This window comes from Acidovorax sp. Root275 (genome assembly GCF_001428965.1).
Classification (GTDB): domain Bacteria; phylum Pseudomonadota; class Gammaproteobacteria; order Burkholderiales; family Burkholderiaceae_C; genus Acidovorax; species Acidovorax radicis.
In genome coordinates, this window is record NZ_LMJH01000011.1 from 20,294 (window position 1) to 40,251 (window position 19,958).

At 64.3% G+C, this 19,958-nt stretch carries 19 protein-coding genes; 7 read left to right on the forward strand and 12 right to left on the reverse strand.

The annotated features are described in order from the left end of the window. A complete protein-coding gene (gene fliF / locus ASE52_RS23550; protein WP_057229743.1) occupies positions 1–1,692 on the reverse strand; it encodes a flagellar basal-body MS-ring/collar protein FliF in 1,692 nt (563 codons plus the stop codon). Positions 1,693–1,864: 172 nt separating this feature from the next. Here fliF and fliE point away from each other — a divergent pair, with 172 nt between their 5' ends. Next, complete coding sequence (gene fliE, locus ASE52_RS23555; RefSeq protein WP_010466044.1) at positions 1,865–2,176, forward strand: flagellar hook-basal body complex protein FliE; 312 nt, start codon at positions 1,865–1,867, stop codon at positions 2,174–2,176. A 370-nt stretch (positions 2,177–2,546) separates the two neighbouring features. Here fliE and ASE52_RS23560 read toward each other — a convergent pair whose 3' ends face one another. The 4 genes from ASE52_RS23560 to ASE52_RS23575 form a co-directional block, all read right to left on the reverse strand. Further along, complete coding sequence (locus ASE52_RS23560) at positions 2,547–2,846, reverse strand: flagellar protein FliT (protein WP_010466046.1); 300 nt, start codon at positions 2,844–2,846, stop codon at positions 2,547–2,549. A gap of 3 nt (positions 2,847–2,849) precedes the next feature. Beyond that, positions 2,850–3,305: a flagellar export chaperone FliS gene (gene fliS, locus ASE52_RS23565; protein ID WP_010466047.1), complete on the reverse strand. Its 456-nt coding sequence runs from the start codon at positions 3,303–3,305 to the stop codon at positions 2,850–2,852. A 65-nt stretch (positions 3,306–3,370) separates the two neighbouring features. Beyond that, positions 3,371–4,804, reverse strand: coding sequence for a flagellar filament capping protein FliD (gene fliD / locus ASE52_RS23570; protein WP_010466049.1), 1,434 nt, complete (start codon positions 4,802–4,804; stop codon positions 3,371–3,373). A 198-nt stretch (positions 4,805–5,002) separates the two neighbouring features. Continuing rightward, positions 5,003–6,490: a flagellin gene (locus ASE52_RS23575; protein WP_010466051.1), complete on the reverse strand. Its 1,488-nt coding sequence runs from the start codon at positions 6,488–6,490 to the stop codon at positions 5,003–5,005. Between the two features lie 321 nt (positions 6,491–6,811). Here ASE52_RS23575 and ASE52_RS23580 point away from each other — a divergent pair, with 321 nt between their 5' ends. Next, a complete protein-coding gene (locus tag ASE52_RS23580) occupies positions 6,812–8,296 on the forward strand; it encodes a flagellin (RefSeq protein ID WP_057229745.1) in 1,485 nt (494 codons plus the stop codon). 110 nt (positions 8,297–8,406) lie between these two features. Continuing rightward, complete coding sequence (locus tag ASE52_RS23585; RefSeq protein WP_057229747.1) at positions 8,407–10,608, forward strand: acetylglucosamine transferase; 2,202 nt, start codon at positions 8,407–8,409, stop codon at positions 10,606–10,608. Between the two features lie 127 nt (positions 10,609–10,735). Here the strand turns inward: ASE52_RS23585 and ASE52_RS23590 are convergent, their stop codons facing one another. Genes ASE52_RS23590 through rfbF form a run of 7 tightly spaced genes read right to left on the reverse strand, consistent with a single transcriptional unit; the run spans position 10,736 to position 16,479 of the window. Next, the gene (locus tag ASE52_RS23590; RefSeq protein ID WP_140426330.1) at positions 10,736–11,515 is read right to left on the reverse strand and encodes a cephalosporin hydroxylase family protein; all 780 of its coding nucleotides are present in this window, start codon (positions 11,513–11,515) and stop codon (positions 10,736–10,738) included. Beyond that, positions 11,512–12,363 (reverse strand): NAD-dependent epimerase/dehydratase family protein, encoded by an 852-nt coding sequence (locus tag ASE52_RS23595; RefSeq protein ID WP_057229749.1) that lies wholly within the window; start codon positions 12,361–12,363, stop codon positions 11,512–11,514. Before ASE52_RS23595 ends, ASE52_RS23590 begins: the two co-directional genes overlap by 4 nt. Then, positions 12,360–12,848: an acyltransferase gene (locus ASE52_RS23600; protein WP_057229751.1), complete on the reverse strand. Its 489-nt coding sequence runs from the start codon at positions 12,846–12,848 to the stop codon at positions 12,360–12,362. The genes ASE52_RS23595 and ASE52_RS23600 overlap by 4 nt, the downstream gene beginning before the upstream one ends. Then, entirely contained in the window at positions 12,849–14,090 is a 1,242-nt protein-coding gene (locus ASE52_RS23605) for a class I SAM-dependent methyltransferase (RefSeq protein ID WP_057229753.1), read from the reverse strand. Then, complete coding sequence (locus ASE52_RS23610; RefSeq protein WP_057229755.1) at positions 14,087–14,647, reverse strand: dTDP-4-dehydrorhamnose 3,5-epimerase family protein; 561 nt, start codon at positions 14,645–14,647, stop codon at positions 14,087–14,089. The genes ASE52_RS23605 and ASE52_RS23610 overlap by 4 nt, the downstream gene beginning before the upstream one ends. Further along, on the reverse strand, positions 14,644–15,702 hold the full coding sequence (rfbG, locus tag ASE52_RS23615; RefSeq protein ID WP_057229757.1) for a CDP-glucose 4,6-dehydratase: 1,059 nt from the start codon (positions 15,700–15,702) through the stop codon (positions 14,644–14,646). The genes ASE52_RS23610 and rfbG overlap by 4 nt, the downstream gene beginning before the upstream one ends. 6 nt (positions 15,703–15,708) lie before the next feature. Further along, a complete protein-coding gene (gene rfbF, locus ASE52_RS23620) occupies positions 15,709–16,479 on the reverse strand; it encodes a glucose-1-phosphate cytidylyltransferase (protein ID WP_057230042.1) in 771 nt (256 codons plus the stop codon). Positions 16,480–16,956: 477 nt separating this feature from the next. Between rfbF and motA the strand changes: the two genes are divergently transcribed. From motA to ASE52_RS23640, 4 genes are all read left to right on the forward strand, one after another. Then, positions 16,957–17,817 (forward strand): flagellar motor stator protein MotA, encoded by an 861-nt coding sequence (gene motA / locus ASE52_RS23625; protein ID WP_010466072.1) that lies wholly within the window; start codon positions 16,957–16,959, stop codon positions 17,815–17,817. Positions 17,818–17,847: 30 nt separating this feature from the next. Then, positions 17,848–18,780, forward strand: a complete 933-nt coding sequence (motB, locus tag ASE52_RS23630; protein WP_010466074.1) for a flagellar motor protein MotB — start codon at positions 17,848–17,850, stop codon at positions 18,778–18,780. Between the two features lie 72 nt (positions 18,781–18,852). Then, the gene (gene cheY / locus ASE52_RS23635; RefSeq protein ID WP_010466076.1) at positions 18,853–19,239 is read left to right on the forward strand and encodes a chemotaxis response regulator CheY; all 387 of its coding nucleotides are present in this window, start codon (positions 18,853–18,855) and stop codon (positions 19,237–19,239) included. A gap of 4 nt (positions 19,240–19,243) precedes the next feature. Further along, positions 19,244–19,870, forward strand: coding sequence for a protein phosphatase CheZ (locus ASE52_RS23640; protein ID WP_010466078.1), 627 nt, complete (start codon positions 19,244–19,246; stop codon positions 19,868–19,870). Positions 19,871–19,958: the final 88 nt, after the last annotated feature.

Below are 19,958 nucleotides of genomic sequence, written 5' to 3' on the forward strand. Positions count from 1 at the left end.
TCAGACGGGGTCGCCGTTCAGCCAGGTCTTCAGAATGTTGGCCACGGCAACAGGATTCTCCTTGGCCAGCACCCGCGCATCTTCCAGGCGCAGCTGCTCCGGCGTGGCGGGAAGCACTTCGTTCTTCTTGGCGGGCGCAGGCAGCGCCGGACGCTCGGGCGTTTCGGATTCCACGGCATCCAGCTGGCCACCAGCCACCGGGATGGCGCGGGGCTTGGCGGCGGCGCCACCCTTGAGCGCAGGCCGCACCAGGCCCATCAGCACCAGGGCAGCGAACAGCACCGCACCCACCGGCCAAGCGAAGGTCTTGGCCAGGTCGATCACCTCGGGCTGCTTCCACAGCGGAACATCGGTGGTTGGCGTCACCGCAACCTGGAACGGGGTGTTCATGAGATTGACGGAGTCGCCGCGATCCCGGTTGAAGCCAATGGTCTCGCGCACCAGCGCCGTCATCTGTTCCAGTTGCTCCGGCGTGAGCGCCTTCGTCACAGTCTTGCCCTTGTCTTCCGTGGACTGGTAGTTCACCACCACCGCCGCGCTGACCCGTTTGAGCGCCCCGCTGCCGCCGCGTGTCACGCGCACGGTCTTGTCCACCTCGTAATTGGTGATGGACTCGCGCTTGCTGCCCACGGCCTGGGTGCCCTGGGCCTGCTGGCCGGCGGCGGTGGGAGGCGGGTTGGCGCCGTTGATGGGCGCTGTAGAAGGTGCGGGGGGCTGGTTCGTGGTGGCGCCCGGCACCCCCGTGGGCAGCGGATTGCCCTGGGGGCCAGCGCTTTCCACGATCTGCTGGCTGCGAATGGCGCTGGCGTCAGTGGCAAGGTTGGGCCGGTGCTGCTCCGACGTGGATTCGGTCTGGGTGAAGTCCACCTCGGCCGTCACCTGCGCCTTGACGTTGTTGCGGCCCACCACGGGCTCCAGAATGTCCAGGATCCGACGGGTGTACTGTTGTTCGATCTGCTGCACATACAGCAGTTGCTGCGCATCCACGCCGTTTCCGGATGCGGTATCGGGCGATTGGGAGAGCAGCTTGCCCGTGTCGTCCAGCACGCTCACGGCAGAAGGAGACAACTCCGGCACGCTGGACGCCACGAGGTGCACGATGCCCGCCAGCTGGGCTCGGTCGAGAATGCGGCCGGGATGCAGGCTCACCAGCACCGAAGCCGACGGCTTTTGCTGCTCCCGGAAGAAGCCATTCTGGTTGGGAAGCGCCAGATGCACGCGCGCGCCCTGCACAGAAGACAGCGCCTGGATGGAGCGGGTGAGTTCGCCTTCCAGGCCACGCTGGAAGTTCAGGCGCTCCTGAAACTGCGTCATCCCGAACTTGCTGGACTCCATCAGTTCGAAGCCCGCCACCGAACCCTTGGGCAGGCCCTGGGTGGCCAGGCGCAGGCGCACGTCGTGCACGCGGTCTGCGGGGATCAGGATGGCGCCACCCCCATCTGCGTGCTTGTAGGGCACGTTCATCTGCGACAGCTGGGCGACGATGGCGCCGCCATCCTTGTCGTTCAGGTTGGCAAACAGCACCCGGTAGTCAGGCTGACGCCCCAGGACAATGGCCGCAATGGCCACCGCCACCAACAGCGCCGCGCCCACACCCAGCCGCATGCGCTGTGCCCTGTCGAGGGCAGACAGCCGCTGCAGCCAGTTCGGGCTGGCAGGGGGAGTGAGAGGAATTTCAGCAACTGCAGACATCTTGCTTTCCAGTAGGGCGGCCCGGCAAGGACCAAAGCGTGGGGTCGATTATTCGGTCACGCCTCCAAAATGTTCGCTGGATAAGCCGCGCGTTTGGCCATCAATTCAGAGCGATGGATCCCGGCGCGATGGCTAGGATACGCAGCATACCGCCATTCCCACGGATACAGCCATGGACCTTCGCATCTCAAGCTCTACCGCCCCCCTCACGGGCGCTGGCGTGGCGCGCCGTGCTGCAGCGCCGCAAAACGACGCCAACGACGTGGGTTTCTCGGGCGCCCTCAAGGGCGCGCTGCAGTCGGTCAGCGCCGCGCAGAACAAGTCATCCAATCTGCAGACCGAGGTCCAGATGGAAAACCCCTCGGTCAGCCTGGAAGAGACCATGGTGGCGATTCAGAAAGCCCAGATCGGCTTTCAGGCCACGCTGCATGTCCGCAACCGGATGGTGCAGGCCTACACCGACATCATGAACATGCAGGTTTAGGAGCAGGGGCGCTCCCCTGAGCGGCTGCGCCGCTTCCCCTCGCTCCGGGGTGATCCTTGCTTGACATCCCTCGCCTGGGGCGCGCCGGTATCGAGCGGTGGGGGCCTGCATTTACTCCTGATTTCGTAGCTGCTCGCGCTCTACAGATAAGCGCCACAGGGCTTTTCTCACAAAAAAGGCACTCCACGCTCTTGTCACAGGGGGCTGAACGGCGCATCGCTGGCCGTGGCACCGCTTTGCCAAGCGCCAGCGAAATGCACTCCCAATTTGATAGCTTTTCGCACTTGATAGACAAGCGGTAGCGCCCCATTTCGCCCATAAAAAAGCCGACCTCGCGGGGTCGGCTTTGTCTTGAGGCTCAGCGCACGCCTCAGTGCATCATTTGCGGCTGCCCTTCAAACAGGTGTTCGAATTGCGCCAGCCAGGGCTCGGCCAGGCAGCGAATCTGGGCATCGTTGCGCAGGATGCGCTGCATGATCCGGGTCTTCTCACGTTTGTGCTCGGGCAGAAGTTCGTGCTCTTGCGACTTGAAGCGCAGTTGCTCGATCAGTACCGCGCAGGCACCTTCGTAGCGCACAACGCCATCCCAGTCCTTGAGCTTGGCAGCCTCCAGCATCTTGGCGCTGCTGTCTTCAATCGCCTTGTAGTAGTCAATCAGCATGTGGGACATGGTTCAGGCCTCCACCAGCACGGGCTGGCCAGTGGCGGCAGGCGCATCGGCCGAAGCCGCGGTGCCGGTTTTCTTGATTTCGTTCCAGCCCTGCGCCACGGGCTCGATCAGGCGCATGACCTCGAGCATCATCGCGTCGTCGTTGCGGGCGTTGGCCAGGATCAGGCGGCGCATGCAGTAGTCGTAGAGCGCGCCCAGGTTTTCCGCCAGTTCGCCCCCGTCGACCTTGTCGAGCGAAGTGCTCAGGCCTTCCTCCAGAATGCGGACGGCTTTGGAGATGCCATTGACCTTGCCCAGCACGTCTCCGCGTGCCATGGAGCCACGTGCCGTGGCAATGGAATTGAGGACGCCTTCATACAGCAGACTGACCAGCTGGTGCTGATCCATCGTGTGCATGCTGGTTTCCACATTGATACGCTGGTAAGCGTTGGCTGCACGGGGGCTGTAGGCGCTGAACATGCTGACAATCCTTCCGAGGTATTACTTAAGTTATCGGCGTGCGCCAGAAAAACTGAAGCCCCTGATTAACCAGTCGACTTGTTCCAGGCGGTGACCTGCTGAGAGATGTACGCGTTCAGGCCGTTCAAGCTGCTCAGTTGCGTATCCAGTGCGTTATAGCGCTGCGTGATGCGTTTTTCAAAGGCCTCCACCTTTTCATTCACCCGCGTCTGGTCCTTGCCGTTGCGCTTGAGGCTCATCTGCAAGGTGTCGTCCTTCGATTTGAAGAAGCCGTCATTGGCGAGCAGTGTGGTGGTCAGCGCCTTGAGCTGCACCGCAATACCGTTGGCAGAGCCGCCGCCCGTGTTGCGGAACAGATTTTTGACGTCATCCGGGTTTTCGGAAAGCGCCTTGTTCAGCTTGGTACTGTCCACTGCCAGATCCCCGCCCAGCTGCTGTGTGATGCCCACATCGGCCAGGCGCTGAAACGCGCCCCCCCCGGTGGTGACCGACTGGATCGCGTTGCGCAGAGAGTTTTGCAGCGCGACCGTCGTGGAGTCGCCTTGCAGCAAGCCGGCCGAATTGGTCTTGGCGTCGTATTTCGTCGCCTCTTGCAGCAACTGGTTGATGGCGTTGTAAGCCTTGACGAACCCATCAATGTTGGACTTGACCGCCGCGTCATCTTTGCCGACCGAGATCTCGATCGGAGCAGTGGTGACCTGCTCTGCCTTGAAGGTCACGCCTGAAATCGTGGATGCAAAGGTGTTGGTACCCGAAGACACCGCAATCCCGTTGACCGTCGCCTTGGCATTGGCTGCCGCCTGCGTCACAGTGGTTCCCGCCACCAGGCGAGACAAGCCGGTGGCGTCGGTGTTGCCCGCACTTTGGGGGTCGGTATCTCCATCCTCCATGACGCTGAGGCGAAAACCCGACTCTTCCCCCGTGCTCTTGCTGCGCAGCAGCAAGCGCTCGCCCGAGGCATCCGTCAGCACGGAGGCGGTGACACCTGCATTCGCGCCGTTGATCTTGCTGGCTACGTCCGACAGCTTGTCGCTGGCACTGATGGTGATGTCCACGGGCTGGCCACTCCCTGGCGTGAAGGACGCGGGCGCCACACTCCATTTGCCCAGCTCCAGCCGCAAGGTGCCTGACCCCAGCGCGCCACCCACCGGCAAAAGTGCAGCAGAGGCCGTAGCTTGTGCCTTGGCCAGACTTTGCACCTCCACACTGAAGGTGGTAGGCAAAGTACCGCCGACCGCAGTGGCCGATACATATTTGGAGTCGGACGAGGTGGTGGTGACACCGTTCCAGCCGGTCACGCTGGTGAGCTTGCTCGCAGCATCCTGCAAGGTGGACACCAGCGACTTGATCTGCCCAAAGGCAGAAATCTTGGTATTGACCGTGGCCGCCTGCAGCTTGAGCGTGTCCAGGGGCTTTTTTTCCAGCGCGACTAACTGGGAGATGATGCTCTTGACATCAAGTCCGTTCGTGCCGACGCCTGGGGATGAAATGGTGGCCATACAAACCTCCTGAACTGGTCCAACGGAAATTATGGCGCCGAATGGCGATCAAGAACGTCCGTAAACACGCCAGGAAACCCGTCTTATTCCAGCGGTCCTGGCACCCGCCTTCCAGAAAGCCAAAGGGCGGCGACAGAAATCTGCCGCCGCCTGGGGTTCGCCAGGGCGCTGCAACGCCCTGGCTGCCATGCCCGCCGCTTAACGCAGCAGGGCCAACACGCCTTGGGGCAACTGGTTGGCCTGGGCGACCATGGCCGTGCCAGCCTGTTGCAGGATCTGCGAACGCGACAGGTTGGCTGTTTCTGCGGCGAAGTCGGCATCCAGGATGCGGCTGCGCGAAGAAGACAGGTTTTCCGACGTCACTTGCAGGTTGCTGATCGATGTTTCGAAGCGCGATTGCAGAGCACCGAGCTTGGCACGCTCACCGTTGATGAAGGCCAGGGCCGAATCCACAGTCTTGAGCGCGTTGGTCGCGTTGCTGAACGTGGTCACGTCCAGGTTGGCCACCGTTTGCAAGGCCGAGCCACCATTGTCCAACTGATTGCTGGTCGAAGTAATTGCGAAAGACTTTTCCGAGTCCAGCGTGATGTAACCACCGGTGTTCACGTTTTCCACCGTTGCTGCAGCAGAGCTCAGCGTCGTCGTACCGCCGTTGGCTGCACCAGCTGCGTCGTAGCCGGTGACCGTCACGTTGGCCGCATTGGCGTTGGTCGTATCGCCCACCACGATGTTGTTACCGGTGGCGTTGCTCAGGATGATCTGGGTGCCATCCGTGCTCAGCGAAGCATTGATACCGGTCTTGGCAGACTGGTCGTTGATGGCGGACACAGCAGCCGACAGGCGGTCCGTGCCGGTGGCGGAGGTCAGCGTGAAGGACACGGTACGAGCCGCGCCAACGTTGTCACCTTCCAGCGTCAGCGAGTAAGAGCCAACAGCCGCCATACCACCCAGGCGCACTTCGGTGCGGGCCGTGGCCGTCACGCCGGTATCGGCCTTCAGGGCATTGATCTGGTCGGCCGTAGCCTTCGCGGTAGCGCTGACAGCCACGGTCAACGTCCCCGTACCCAGAGCGCCGCTGATGGCCACGGTACCCGTGGTCACACCGTTGGTGCCTGCGGTGGCTTGCGTGGCCGATGCGCCGATGCCCGAGCCGTTGGATGCGACGTTCTGGTTGTTACCGTAGACGCTGGTGCGCAGATTGCCCGTGGCAGCCACGATGGTCTGGTTGGCATTGGCACCCACTTGGAACTGCTGCGTGCCGAAGCTGCCGTCCAGCAGCTTGGAACCGTTGAATTCCGTGGTTTGCGAGATACGGTCCAGTTCGGACACCAGCTGGCCCACTTCTTGTTGCAGGGCCTGGCGGTCGCCAGCGCTGTTGGAAGCGTTGGCCGATTGCACAGCCAGTTCACGCACACGTTGCAGGATGTCGCCAGACGCCTTCAAGGCGCCTTCAGCGGTTTGCGCCAGGGAGATACCGTCATTCGCATTGCGAACAGCCTGGTTCAGGCCACGGATCTGGCTGGTGAAGCGCTCGGAAATCGCCAAGCCAGCGGCGTCGTCCTTGGCGCTGTTGATACGCAAGCCAGACGACAGGCGCTGGATCGACGTATTGAGAGAAGTCTGACTCATGCCCAGGTTGCGTTGGGCGGTGAGCGAGGCGATGTTGGTGTTGATGGTGGAAGCCATTGCAAATCTCCAGAAAAGAACTGACTGAATATGGCGTTACCGCCAGCCGGGGCGCCAGCACCGCGCTGGCCTCCTGGGTTCCCAGCGCTGCAGGCCATCTGGTGAACGGCGGGCCGCTTACGGACCGTTGCAATTGTTTTCGGGTCGCCGCCGGAAAACTTGAGGGGCAAACGCACAAGTTGTACGACTTTTTTGCCGCTTATCTCCTAAACGCCCAAAAGCAGCGTCTCCACAATTCATCCATCGTTCCCCCATTGACAGCCGGACGGGTGCGCTTGAACCGGCAAACAGATCCGTCTTGCGACGTTAAGGAGTTTCGCCATGGCAGCAACCATCAATACCAACATCAGCTCGCTGACCGCCCAGCGCAACCTGGGCACCAGCCAGGCTTCGCTGAACACGGCCATCCAGCGGCTTTCCTCCGGCTTGCGCATCAACAGCGCCAAGGACGACGCCGCTGGCTTGGCCATCTCTGAGCGCTTCACCAGCCAGATCCGTGGCCTGAACCAGGCTGTTCGCAATGCGAACGACGGCATTTCGCTGGCACAGGTGGCGGAAGGCGCGATGGGCTCGGCCGGCAATATCTTGCAGCGGGTGCGTGAATTGGCGGTGCAATCGGCCAACGCTTCCAACAGCGCTGGCGACCGCCAGGCCCTGCAACAGGAAGTCGGCCAGTTGGTGGCAGAACTGGACCGCATTTCGCAAACCACCGAATTCAACGGCCAGAAATTGCTGGACGGCACCTTTGGTACGCAGCAGTTCCAGGTGGGCGCCAACGCCAACCAGACCATCGTGGCAGCCACAGCCAACTTGCGCACCAGTGTCTACGGCAACAACCAGAACGTCGCCTCCAACGGCTCGGGCATTGGTGCATCGGCCACGCAGGCCACCACGGGCACCAATGGGGTGACCACGGGCTCTGCCGCCATCAGCGGCTACCTGGGCACGGGCACCTTGACGGTAGCTGTGAGCGCCACGGCCAAGGCCACGGCCGACCAGATCAATGCGCTGCAGTCCACCACCGGTGTGACGGCCTCGGCCCGCACCGAAGTGCGCCTGGGCGGCATGGCCGCTGCGGGCTCCTACTCGCTGACACTAGAAGGCGACAACGTCGGCGCGTCCCGCACGGTCTCCTTCACGCTGACCTCCGCCACGGGCACGGACCGCCTGTCCCCCGCTGTATCGGCCATCAACGAGCAATCGGCCAAGACGGGGATCAACGCCTCGCTCAATTCGGACGGCACCCAGATCATCCTGACCAACGCCACCGGGAACAACATCGTGATCGGCGACACCGTGAACGCCAACGCGGCAGCGGTCACCGTCACCGGCTACGACGCCGCTGGCGCCAGCAACGGCACGGCCCGCACTCTGGCGGCGGATGCCAATGTGGAATTCGTCAACACGGGCGGCTACATCACGCTGGACTCGGAAAAGTCGTTTGCCGTGACCTCGGCCAGCAACCAGTTGGACAACGGCGGCTCGACCCTGCACACGGTGGCCAACCTGGACGTGACCACGTTCACCAATGCCACCGACGCCCTAAAGACCGTGGACTCGGCCCTGGCCTTCATCAGCGGCGAGCGCGCCAAGCTCGGTGCCATGCAGTCCCGCTTTGAGACCAGCATTGCCAGCCTGCAGATCACGTCCGAGAACCTCTCGGCATCACGCTCGCGCATTCAGGACGCAGACTTCGCGGCAGAAACGGCCAACCTGTCGCGCGCCCAGATCCTGCAGCAGGCCGGCACGGCGATGGTGGCCCAGGCCAACCAGATCCCCCAGGGCGTGCTGTCGCTGCTCAAGTAACAGCCAACGCGCCGAAGGCACAACGACAAAGGGGCCCAACGGGCCCCTTTGTCCCTTTGTACATGGCACACTGCCGCATCCCGCCCATTTGCTCGTAGATCGGTCGCAACGTGCAACCCAAACACCCCGAACAGGACGAGGCCCGCCTCCAAGCCGCGCTCACCGCCGCCGACTGGCCCCTGCTGACCCGCCTGTGCCGCCATGCGCTTCGAAAAAGCGGACGCAGCCTCGCTGCGCACCGCCTACTCGGGTTCTCACTGAACAAACAGCGCGAGTTCGGCGCGGCCCTCAAGGCCTATCAGCAGGCTGTCGTCCTGTGGCCCAACGATGCCGAACTGCTGATCAACTACGCCAACGTACTCATTGAGCAAGCCCGCAATATTGACGCGCTCCCCCTTCTGGAGAAAGTCTGCAAGCTGCGCCCCCGGCAAGCCATTGGCTGGATCAAGCTGGCCGAATGCTGCTACCTCCTGACCCTGCACGACAAGGGTTTTGACGCAAGCCAGACAGCCGCTGCACTGGCCGAAACCTTGCACGACCGCGTCGCTGCGCTCATGCAAAGCGCCATCCACCGGCGCGAGCTGGGCCAGGTGCGCGAGGCGGTCAAGGACTGCGAGACGGCCATCGCCCTGCGCTACAACGACCCTGGCAACTACACCAACAAGCTGTTGTTCATGCTGGCCGATCCCCAGGTGGACGCCGCGCAGCTGTCGGCGGCCGCACGGCAGTACGGCGCTGTGTTCGAGCCGCCGCTGCGCCCAGAGTGGCCCGATTTCCAGGAGCACCGGGGCTCGCCATGGCAACGCCTGAAGATCGGCTTCCTCTCCCCCGACTTCCGTGTGCACTCGGTGATGTACTTTGTGGAGGGTCTGCTGGCGCAACTGGACCGGCGGCAGTTTGAGGTTTTCGCCTTCTATCTGTTTCCACGGGACGATCACGTCACCGAGCGGGTCCAGCGCCACGCCGACCACTTTGTGCCCCTGGCCGGCTTCAGCCCCCAGCAACAGGCCGAGGCCATTCGCGCCCAGGGCATCGACATCCTGATCGACCTGGCGGGCCACACCGGCAACAACGGGCTGTTGACCCTGGCCCACAAGGCGGCGCCGGTGCAGGTGTCCTGGCTGGGGTTCCCGGCCACCACAGGGCTCACGGCCGTGGACTACAAGTTCACCGACGAGATCACCGACCCGCCCGGCGCCGACGCGCAGTACACCGAGCAGCTCTACCGCCTGCCCACGCTGTTCGCCTGCTACCGCCCCATGAGCCGCAACCCGCTGTGGCGCTACCAGCCACGCTACCAAGTGCGCCCGGCGCCCGCGCTCACCAACGGCTTCATCACCTTTGGCTCGTGCAACAACCTGGGCAAGCTCACCGACGAGGTACTGGCCCTGTGGGGCCAGGTACTGGCGGCCGTGCCAGGGTCGCGCCTGCTGATCGAAGGCAAGAACCTTGACCGCCCCGATTTTGCGCAGGCCTACCGAGAGCGCTGCGAGCGACTGGGCCTGCCCCCTGGGCAGGTCGACCTGGTGGCTCAGCGCACCGACAACCAGTACCTGACCTACCACCGCATCGACATCGCGCTCGACCCCTTCCCGCTGACCGGCGGCACCACCACCTTCGACGTGTTGTGGATGGGCCTGCCCATCGTGTCGATGGTGGGCGAGAGCTTCAAAAGCCGCATGGGAGTGGGCCTGCTGGCCTACCTGGGCCGCACCGAGTGGCTGGCCGAGACGCCCGAAGACTATGTGCGCATCGCCAAAGGCCTGGCCGCAGACATAGAGGCGCTGAACACGCTGCGGCTGGGACTGCGCGGCGAGGTGGAGGCCTCGGCCCTCATGCGCGAGGACATCTTCAACCACCACTTTGCGGAAGGCCTCCGTGTGATGTGGCTACAGTGGCTGGCCAAGGCCGAGCACCCGAACAACGCCGAAGCCCAGGCACAAGCGATACAGGAGTGGCTGCCCCAGCTGCCTGAGGAATGGACCCATGCACCCGTGCCCGGCGTGGGCTTGAAACCCGGCCAGCGGGTGAGCCTGCACGAGGCCCATCAGCGCCTGCAGGACCTGGTGGAAAAAGCCAAGGCCGCCACGCCTCCCGCGTCGGCGACCACCACCGAGCACCAGATCACCGACCGCCACTGGATCGCCGTGACCGAACTGGCCGAAACCGTGCTCAGCGCCGTGCCCCATGACCCCTTGGCCCTGGCCTGCCTGGCAGAGGTGGAGCATGCCCACGGCCACACCGAATTTGCCGTGACCTACCTGCAACATGCCACGCAGGCGATGGGCATGGGCTCCGCTTCAGCCGCCTGACGCCCGGGGCGCCCGGCAACAGGGGCTGCCTGCCCCGACAGTTACTATCAATTTAATAGCTATTAGCGCTTATCCATTAAGCGCCGGATCCTATTTTTATTCAAATTTCCGCCTTTGAGACTACCGATCACTCCTTGCGGCGCAGAAACCCGTGCGGCGCCACCGTGACCTGCAGGCGCTGCTCCATCTCGGCATCCACTTCGAACTCGGCGTGCCCGGCCAGCCACTGGTGCACCGCCGTCTTGGGGTTGTTGCCCACGTCCCAGGGTCGGTCGGCAAAGAACTTGGGCGGCATGTCTTCCACAAAGGTATCGAACACCACACAGTAGCTGCCGGGAGTGACCAGCGGCGCATAGGCGTTGAGTTCCCCCAGCACATGGTCGTGCGTGTGCATGGAGTCCAGGCACACCAGCACGCGCTGGTAGCCCTTCGCAAAGTCGCGCACCTGCTGCACCACGTCGGGCGCCACGGCCGAGCCCTGGATCATGGCGATGCGGCTGGCCATGGGGTGGGCTTCGATGGCGGCGCGGTTGTGCGCGCGGATGTCGATGTCCACGCCCAGCACCTTGCGGAGCGAGGCGCGCGGGTCCATCGTGGTGCCCGCCTCGATGGCGTCGCTCATGTCCAGCAGCGCCAGCAGCGAGGCGCTGAGCACCAGTGAGCCACCGTGCGCGATGCCGGTCTCGATGATCAGATCGGGCCGCACGCGCCACACCAGCTCCTGCATGGCCACCATGTCCTGCGGGTACTGGATGATGGGCCGGCCCATCCAGTCGAAGTTGTAGACGTACTGCCGCTGCATCGAAGCCTGCAGCCAGTCGCGCGACAGGGTCTGGAACGCGGTGTCGTGGGCATAGCCCGCAAGGCGGTCGCGGCGTTCCTGGGCAAATTGGTCAACGGGGTTCATGGCGGGGTTACTCCAACAGGATCGGTCACAACGGAAGCGTCGTTCAGCAAAAGGTCATCGGCCAGCACGGCGCGGGGTGCCACACCCCATTCACCCCGCAGGCGTTGCACGTTGATAGGGGGAAACGCCTGCAGCGGGGCCTGGGCATCCACCTCCACGGTGCAGCCCGTGCGCGCCTGCAACCAGGCCAGCCACTGGGCATGGAGGGTCTGTCGGCCGCTGGCCACGTTGTAGGTGGCAGCGCGGCCCGCCAGCGCAATGCGCGGCAGCCAGTCCAGCAGGTCGTCCACATGCACATAGTCCTTGGCGGACTGCGGATCGGAGCGCAGCACGATGCGGCCCGCCCGGGCCTGGCCCACCAGGTCAGCCACCAGGTTGCCGGAGGCCGCGTCCATGCCTGGCCCGACCACGTTGGACAGGCGCACCACGCGCACCCCGGGGCGCCCGCAGGCATGGCACAGCGATTCGCCGGTGAGCTTGGTGAGGTTGTACAGGTACGAAGCGTCGCCCGGCAGCACGGCCAGGGGCGCGTCTTCGTGGGTATCAGCCGCCCCCATGTAGACGCGGGTGGAAGACAGGTACAGCAGCGACTCGAACTGCGCGCGCCGCAGCACCTCGGCCAGCAGGCCCACATGGGCGTCCACGGTGTCGAACGGGCGCGTGCGGAAGTCGGCGGTGAGCCCCACGCAATACATCACATGGCCCAGCGGACGGGTGAACACCTCGGCATCGCCGCGCGCTGGCGCCCACACGGTGTGGCCATGGGCCTGCAGGTGCGCCACCAGGCGGCTGCCGATATAGCCCGTGGCGCCCAGCACGGTGAACGTCGAAGGAGGCGCACCCGTCACTGCCGCTCCCCCACAGCCACCAAGGGTTGGCCCGCATACACGGTGTACGCCAGCAGCTCACCGCGCACGATGGAGCCCGCGCCCACCACGCAGCCGCGCCGCAGCACTGCGCCGTCCAGCAGCACGCAGTTGGCGCCGATCCATACGTCGTCCTCGATCACGATGCCGCCCTTGCTGGGCAGAAAACCCTGCTCGCGGATCAAGCGGCTGCGGTCGGCATAGGCATGGTTGACCGGCGCAAAGGTGCAGTTGGCGGCAATCGCCACGTAGTTGCCGATGTGGATGCCGTTGCCGGTGTAGAGCACACAGCCCGCGTTGATGACCACATGCTTACCCACCACCAGGTCGCCGCTGCCGCCCGCAGGCTTGACCTTGACGAAGCTGTCGATCACCGAATGCGCGCCCACCACGATGCGCGTGCCGCGCACCGAGTCTTCGATGTCGGCCAGGTGCGAGACCTTGGCGGTGGGATGGATCTCGATCACCTAGAACACCTCCAGGCGCGGCACGGCCACCACCATCTGCGCGCCCCAGCTGCGCGTGTAGTCGAGTTGCTCGGCCACCTCGCTGCGCAGGTTCCAGGGCAGGATCAGGATGCGCTGCGGCTTGTGGGCGCGCAAGTGCGCCTCGCTCACCACCGGGATGTGGCTGCCGGGCAGGTACTGGTCCTGCTTGGCGGGGTTCTTGTCCACGGCGTAGGGCAGCAGGTCGGGCCGCACGCCCGCAAAGTTGAGCAGGGTGTTGCCCTTGGCGGCTGCACCGTAGGCGCCCACGGTGATGCCGGCGGCCTGGCATTGCAGCAAAAATGTGAGCAGCTCGCGCTTGATCCGCATCGCCTGGGCCTGGAAATCGCTGTAAAAACCGGCGCCCAGCATGCCGGCCGCCGCCTCGGTGGCCAGCAGTTGCTGCACGCGGGCGGCGCCTTCGGTCGTGGCCTGAGGGTGGCCGGGAGCATCGGCGCGGGCGGCAAACACGCGCAGGCTGCCGCCATGCGTGGGCAGCTCGTGCACGTCGATCACCACCAGCCCATTGGCCGCAAAGATGCGCAACACAGCCGTGAGCGACAAATAGGAATAGTGCTCGTGGTACGCCGTGTCGAACTGGCAGCCCTGCACCATGCGCAGCAGGTGCGGAAACTCGAACGTGGCCACGCCATGGGGCTTGAGCAACCGCGTGAAACCGCCCACAAAGTCGTTGATGTCTGGCACATGGGCCAGCACATTGTTGGCGGCGATCAGGTCGGCCTGGCGGTCAGCGGCCGCCAGCTCGTCGGCCAGCGCCACGCCAAAGAATCGCTCGACCACCTCGATGCCTTTGGAACGGGCTGCTGCAGCCGTGCTGGCGGTGGGCTCCACGCCGTAGCACGGGATGCCGGCCGCCTGCACGTACTGCAGCAGGTAGCCGTCGTTCGATGCGACCTCGACCACGCGGCTCGCGGCGGTGAGGTCCAGGCGCTCGCGCATTGCCTCCACGTACGCATTGGCGTGGGCCAGCCACGACGATGAGAACGAGCTGAAGTATGCGTAGTCGTCGGTGAATAGCGCCTCGCGCCCGGCGTGGTCTTCGGTCTGCACCAGCCAGCAGGTCTCGCACACCAACAGGCGCAGGGGGAACCAGGTTTCGGGCGCGCGCAGGGCGGCCTCGCTCAGGTAGGCGTTGGACGGGGGCGCGCTGCCCAGGTCCAGAAACGGCAGTTGCAGCGGGCTGCCGCAGTGTCGGCACTTCACAGGCGCACTCCTTCGAATTCTTCGGTCATCCAGGGCTGCCCAGCATCGCGGGGCGACATCTGGCCTGCTGGCACGGGCCAGGCAATGGCAAGGCGCGGGTCGAGCGGGTGCAGCCCCGCTTCGGCCGCTGGGGCATAGGCTGCTGAATGGCAATACAGCAGCTCGGCATGGTCGGTCAGCGCCTGAAAGCCGTGGGCAAAACCGGGGGGGATGAGCAGCGCACTGCCGTTGTCTGCGGACAAATGTTCGGCGTGCCACTGCAAAAAGGTGGGCGAGCCGGGGCGCAGGTCCACAGCCACATCCCAGACCTCGCCGCGCAGGCAGCTCACGAGCTTCATCTCGGCATGCGGCGGCTTTTGGTAGTGCATGCCGCGCACGGTGCCCTTCAATGCGGTGTAGCTCTGGTTGATCTGGGCAACGGGGCCCGCCCAGCCTGCGCCCGCCAGTTCATCGGCGCAGAACAGGCGCGCAAAAAAGCCGCGCTCGTCTACCAGGGGCTGGCGCTGCACGCGGAACAGCCCCGCCAGCGGCAGCGGCGCCAGGGCCAGGCGGCTCATGGGCGCGCCTCCCAGGCGTCGATGTCGGCCAGGCACAGCGCGCGGGCATCGGCGCCGCCGTGTTGCTGGCGGTACCAGTTCATGGTGCGGGCCACGGCCGTGTTCAGCGCCCAGTGCGGGGCCACGCCAAGCACCTGGCGGGCCTGCGCGGTCTCCAGCGCCAGCCAGCCAGCCTCGTGCGGCCCATCACTCTCTTTTTCATAGCTGGTTGCGCTGGATGGATAAGCGCTAGAGGCCAATTCAATGACATTTTTGACCGTGGCTGCCTCGTGCGGCAGCGGACCAAAGTTGTAGGCACCGGCCAGCGCGGGCGATTCCCACAGGCGCTGGGCCAGCCGCAGGTAGGCGGCCAGCGGCTCCAGCACATGCTGCCAGGGGCGCGTGGCCTGGGGGCGGCGGATGTGCAGGGTTGCACCCTTTTCCCAAGCGCGCACGGCATCGGGCAGCAGGCGGTCTTGCGCCCAGTCGCCGCCGCCAATCACGTTGCCCGCGCGGGCGGTAGCCACGGCCACGCCCTGCGCGGCTAAAAAAGAATCGCGGTAGCTGGCGGTGATCAGCTCGGCGGCGGCCTTGCTGGCGCTGTAGGGGTCGTGCCCGCCCAGGGCGTCGTCCTCGCGGTAGGGGTAGGCCCATTCACGGTTGCGGTAGACCTTGTCGGTGGTGACCACCACGGCCACGCGCACGCCAGCCAAGCCGCGCAGGGCATCGAGCAGATGTGCCGTGCCCATGACGTTGGTGGAAAAGGTGTCGAGCGGCGCCGCGTAGCCAGGCCGCACCAGCGCCTGCGCGGCCAGGTGCAGCACCACCTCGGGCCGAGCGGCGCGCACGCGCATGGCCAGGGCCTGGGGGCTGCGGATGTCGCAAAAATGGCGTTCGGTGCCCTGCTCCACCCCGGCGAGGGTAAAGAGATTGGGCTCGGTGCCCGGCGGCAGTGCCACGCCGGTCACCTGTGCGCCCAGGCGCTGCAGCCACAGGGCCAGCCACGCGCCTTTGAAGCCGGTGTGGCCGGTGAGCAACACGCGCTTGCCGCGCCAGAAGTCGGGGTCAGGGCGCATCGTGGGTTACCAGCACTTCCAGGGCGCGCGGCCCGATTGCCACAGGTCTTCGAGAAGGTTCTTCTCGCGCAGGGTGTCCATGGGCTGCCAAAAGCCCGTGTGTTCAAAGGCGCGCAGCTGGCCGCTGGTGGCCAGGCGGGCCATGGGCTCCAGCTCCCAGCTGGTGGCGTCGCCTTCGATGTGGCCGATCACCTCGGGCTGCAGCACAAAAAAGCCGCCGTTGATCCAGCCGCCGTCGCCACGCGGTTTTTCCTCGAACCCGGCCACGGTGTCGCCATCGCGCACCAGGGCGCCATAGCGGCCCGGAGGCTGCACGGCCGTCACCGTGGCCTGGCGGCCATGGGCGCGGTGGAAGGCAAACTGGGCCGTCATGTCGAGGTCGGCAACACCATCGCCGTAGGTAAAGCAGAAGGGCTCGCCCGCAGGCAGATATTCCTGCACCCGTCGCAAACGCCCGCCGGTCATGGTGCTTTCGCCGGTGTCCACCAAGGTCACGCGCCAGGGCTCGGCGTGGCGGTGGTGCACTTCCATGCGGTTGTTGGCCATGTCGAAGGTCACGTCCGACATGTGCAGGAAGTAGTTGGCGAAATACTCCTTGATCACATAGCCCCGGTAGCCCAGGCAGATGATGAAGTCGTTGACGCCATGGGCAGCGTACATCTTCATGATGTGCCAAAGGATGGGCCGCCCGCCGATCTCGATCATGGGCTTGGGACGCAGGTGCGACTCTTCCGAGATGCGGGTTCCCAGCCCCCCCGCGAGCAGTACGGCTTTCATGCCCGCAGCATAGTCCAGCCCCTGCGCCACCAAAAGGCCCTGTCACTGCGGAAATACGGGCCAAATGCAGCGATTGACACTGCGCACAGGTGTGAGCGGGTGCCAAGCAACCCCATAAAGCTACCAAATTTATAGCAACAAGTTATTGACCATAAAGCGCCAGCGGCATTTTATAGGGAATCCTCTGACACTGGCCATATTCAGCGCCACCATCCCAACCTTTGCGCAAAACGCGGGGGGGGGGTTGGCGAGGCCAGGTCGCACCGGCCCGGCCAAGGAAGGTCGAGGCACGGCCGAAGGAAACGCAGGTGTGGCGATGGCGCCATTTGCCAGAGAAGCCCTGTGTTGATGGCACTCTTGAGCGCATTCCAGGCTCTTCAATCCGATACATTTGCAGTAACCTTCGGTAAGCCGCGTTGCCAGCGGCCCTGCCCGCCCTCCTGTTTTGCCTCGGCTGCCGCCCAACACGTCTAAAGCATGTTCGTCATCATCGGTTACGTTGTCTGCCTAGGCTGCATCTTCGGCGTGTACATCGTGCACGGCGGGAACATCAGCGTGATCCTGAAGGCCCTGCCCTTCGAGATCGTCACCATCCTGGGCGGCGCGCTGGGCGCCTTCGTGGTGAACAACCAACCCAAGGTGATCAAGGCCACCCTGGCCGCCATCCCGATGGCGCTCAAGGGCTCCAAATACACCAAGGCCCGCTACATGGAGCTCATGGCCATGCTCTATGACATCCTGCAAAAGGCCCGCAAGGAAGGGCTGATGGCGATCGAAAAGGATGTGGAAGCGCCCCACGAGTCCGAGATCTTCAAGAAATACCCCACCGTGGGCAGCGACCACCATGTGATCGAGTTCACCACCGACTACCTGCGCATGATGGTCTCGGGCAACCTCAACTCCCACGAGATCGAAGCGCTGATGGACAGCGAGATCGACACCCACCACCAGGAGGCCCACGCCCCCGTGGCCGCGCTGGCGCGCCTGGCTGGCGCCCTGCCCGCCTTCGGTATCGTGGCTGCCGTGCTGGGCGTGGTGAACACCATGGGCTCGGTGGGCCAGCCGCCCTCGGTGCTGGGCGGCATGATCGGCTCGGCGCTGGTGGGCACGTTCCTCGGGATTTTGCTGGCCTACGGTGTGGTCGAACCCCTGGGCGGCCTGGTCGAGCAAAAGACCGAGGACGCCGCCAAGGAGCTGCTGTGCATCAAGTCCACCCTGCTGGCCAGCATGCAGGGCTACAACCCCGCCACGGCCATCGAATTTGGCCGCAAGGTGCTTTTCTCCAGCGTCCGCCCCAGCTTCTCCGAGCTGGAGGGGCATGTGAAGGGCAAGAAGTAGCGACGGCAGCGCCGCGAAGTCCACAACGCCATGGCAGAAAAAAAACTCCAGCCCATCATCGTCAAGCGCATCAAGAAGGGCGGCCATGCGGTGCATGGTGGCGCCTGGAAGATTGCGTATGCCGACTTCGTGACGGCGATGATGGCGTTCTTCCTGCTGATGTGGCTGCTGGGCTCCACGGCCAAGGGCGAGCTGCAGGGGATTGCCGCGTATTTTGCGTCGCCGCTCAAGGTGGCGATGACGGGCGGCGATGGCGCGGGCAACAGCTCCAGCGTGATTCCGGGCGGGGGCAACGATCTCTCGAAGGTGCATGGACAAGTGCGGCGTTCCGACGTGGAGGCGGCCAAGCAGCGCCGTATGAGCATCGACGCCGCCAAGGCCGAGCAGGCCAAGCAGGACCTGGACCGCATCAAGGCCCTGGAGGCCAAGATCGACGCACTCATCACCGAAAACCCGCGCCTGAACGAATACAAGTCGCAGATCCGCATCGATATCACGCCCGACGGCCTGCAGATCCAGATCATCGACGACCAGAACCGCCCCATGTTCGACAGTGGCAGCGCGTTGGTGAAACCCTACATGCGCGACATCCTGCGCGAGATCGGCGCTGCCCTCGGCGGGGTGGAAAACCGCATCAGCCTGGCAGGGCATACCGATGCCGTGCCCTACGGCAACAGCGACCGGGGCTATAGCAACTGGGAGCTGTCGGCCGACCGCGCCAATGCCTCGCGCCGCGAGCTTGTCTCGGCCGGCATGCCAGACGCTAAACTGGGACGTGTGGTGGGCCTGGCGGCCAGTGATCTGCTGGAGCCAAAAACCCCACGTGCACCCGCCAACCGGCGCATCACCATCACGGTGCTGACCCGGGAGGCCGAAGAACGACTCATGGGCAAGGGGATTCCTGAAATCACATCGACAGAACTGTTGAATGAAAAGCGGGAAAATCCCCCCCCTGTCAGGTAAAAGTTACGACTTGTCACCAAACCTGCCACCCATGACAATACTTACAGCCATTTCCGACCGAAAGGGTCCCACGTGACCACAGCCCTTCGTTTTTTGATCGTTGACGACTTCTCCACCATGCGGCGCATCGTGCGCAATCTGCTCAAGGAAAGCGGCTTTGCCGATGCCGACGAGGCCGAAGACGGCGTGGCCGCCTTGAACAAGCTGCGCAACAGCAAGTTCGACTTCGTGGTGACCGACATCAACATGCCCAACATGAACGGTTTTCAGTTGCTGGCGGAAATCAAGAAGGACGACAAGCTCAAGCACTTGCCCGTCCTCATGGTCACAGCCGAAGCCCGCAAGGAAGACATCGTGGCGGCCGCCCAGGGCGGTGCCGCGGGCTACATCGTCAAACCCTTCACCAAGGCCACGCTCGAAGAGAAAGTGACCTTGATCCTGAAAAAGATGGGGCTATGACACCATGGACGACACACCGGACAACAGCCAGCCGCCTGCCGATGTACACCACAAAATTGGCCAGCTGACCCGCCAGCTGCACGACTCGCTCAACGAACTGGGCTATGCCGACAAGCTGCGCGGCTCCATGGGCGAGCTGCCCGACGCGCAAAGCCGCCTGTCCTACATCGCCCGCCTGACCGGTGAAGCGGCCGAAAAGGTGCTCAACCGCGTCGAGCAGGCGAAGGCCCAGCACGACTACATCGCGGCGGAAACGCGCCGGGTCGTCAACTCACTGGTGGCCGACCCGGTGGCGGCCGTGGCCAAGGGCGAGATCTTCAACTTCCTCACCGACGTGGAGCGCGTGACCAAGGAAGCCGACACGCACCTCACCGAAATCATGATGGCGCAGGATTTTCACGACCTCACGGGGCAGGTGATCGCCCGCGTGGTGAACCTGGCCGCCACCATCGAAGACCAGCTGGTGCAGCTGCTGATCCAGACCGCCCCCGCCAATGCGCAGGTGGCCGCCGTGGTCGAGCCAGCCCGCACCGCGCACCTGCAGGGGCCCGTGGTGGACCCCGAGCACACCCCCGACGTGGTGACTGACCAGTCCCAGGTGGACGATCTGCTCGCCAGCCTCGGGTTCTGACAGCCCGCGGGGGGCTTCATCCCCGGTTTATTGATCAAAATGATCTCTAGCGTTTACCCATCAAGCGCTAGCAGCTATCAATTTTGAC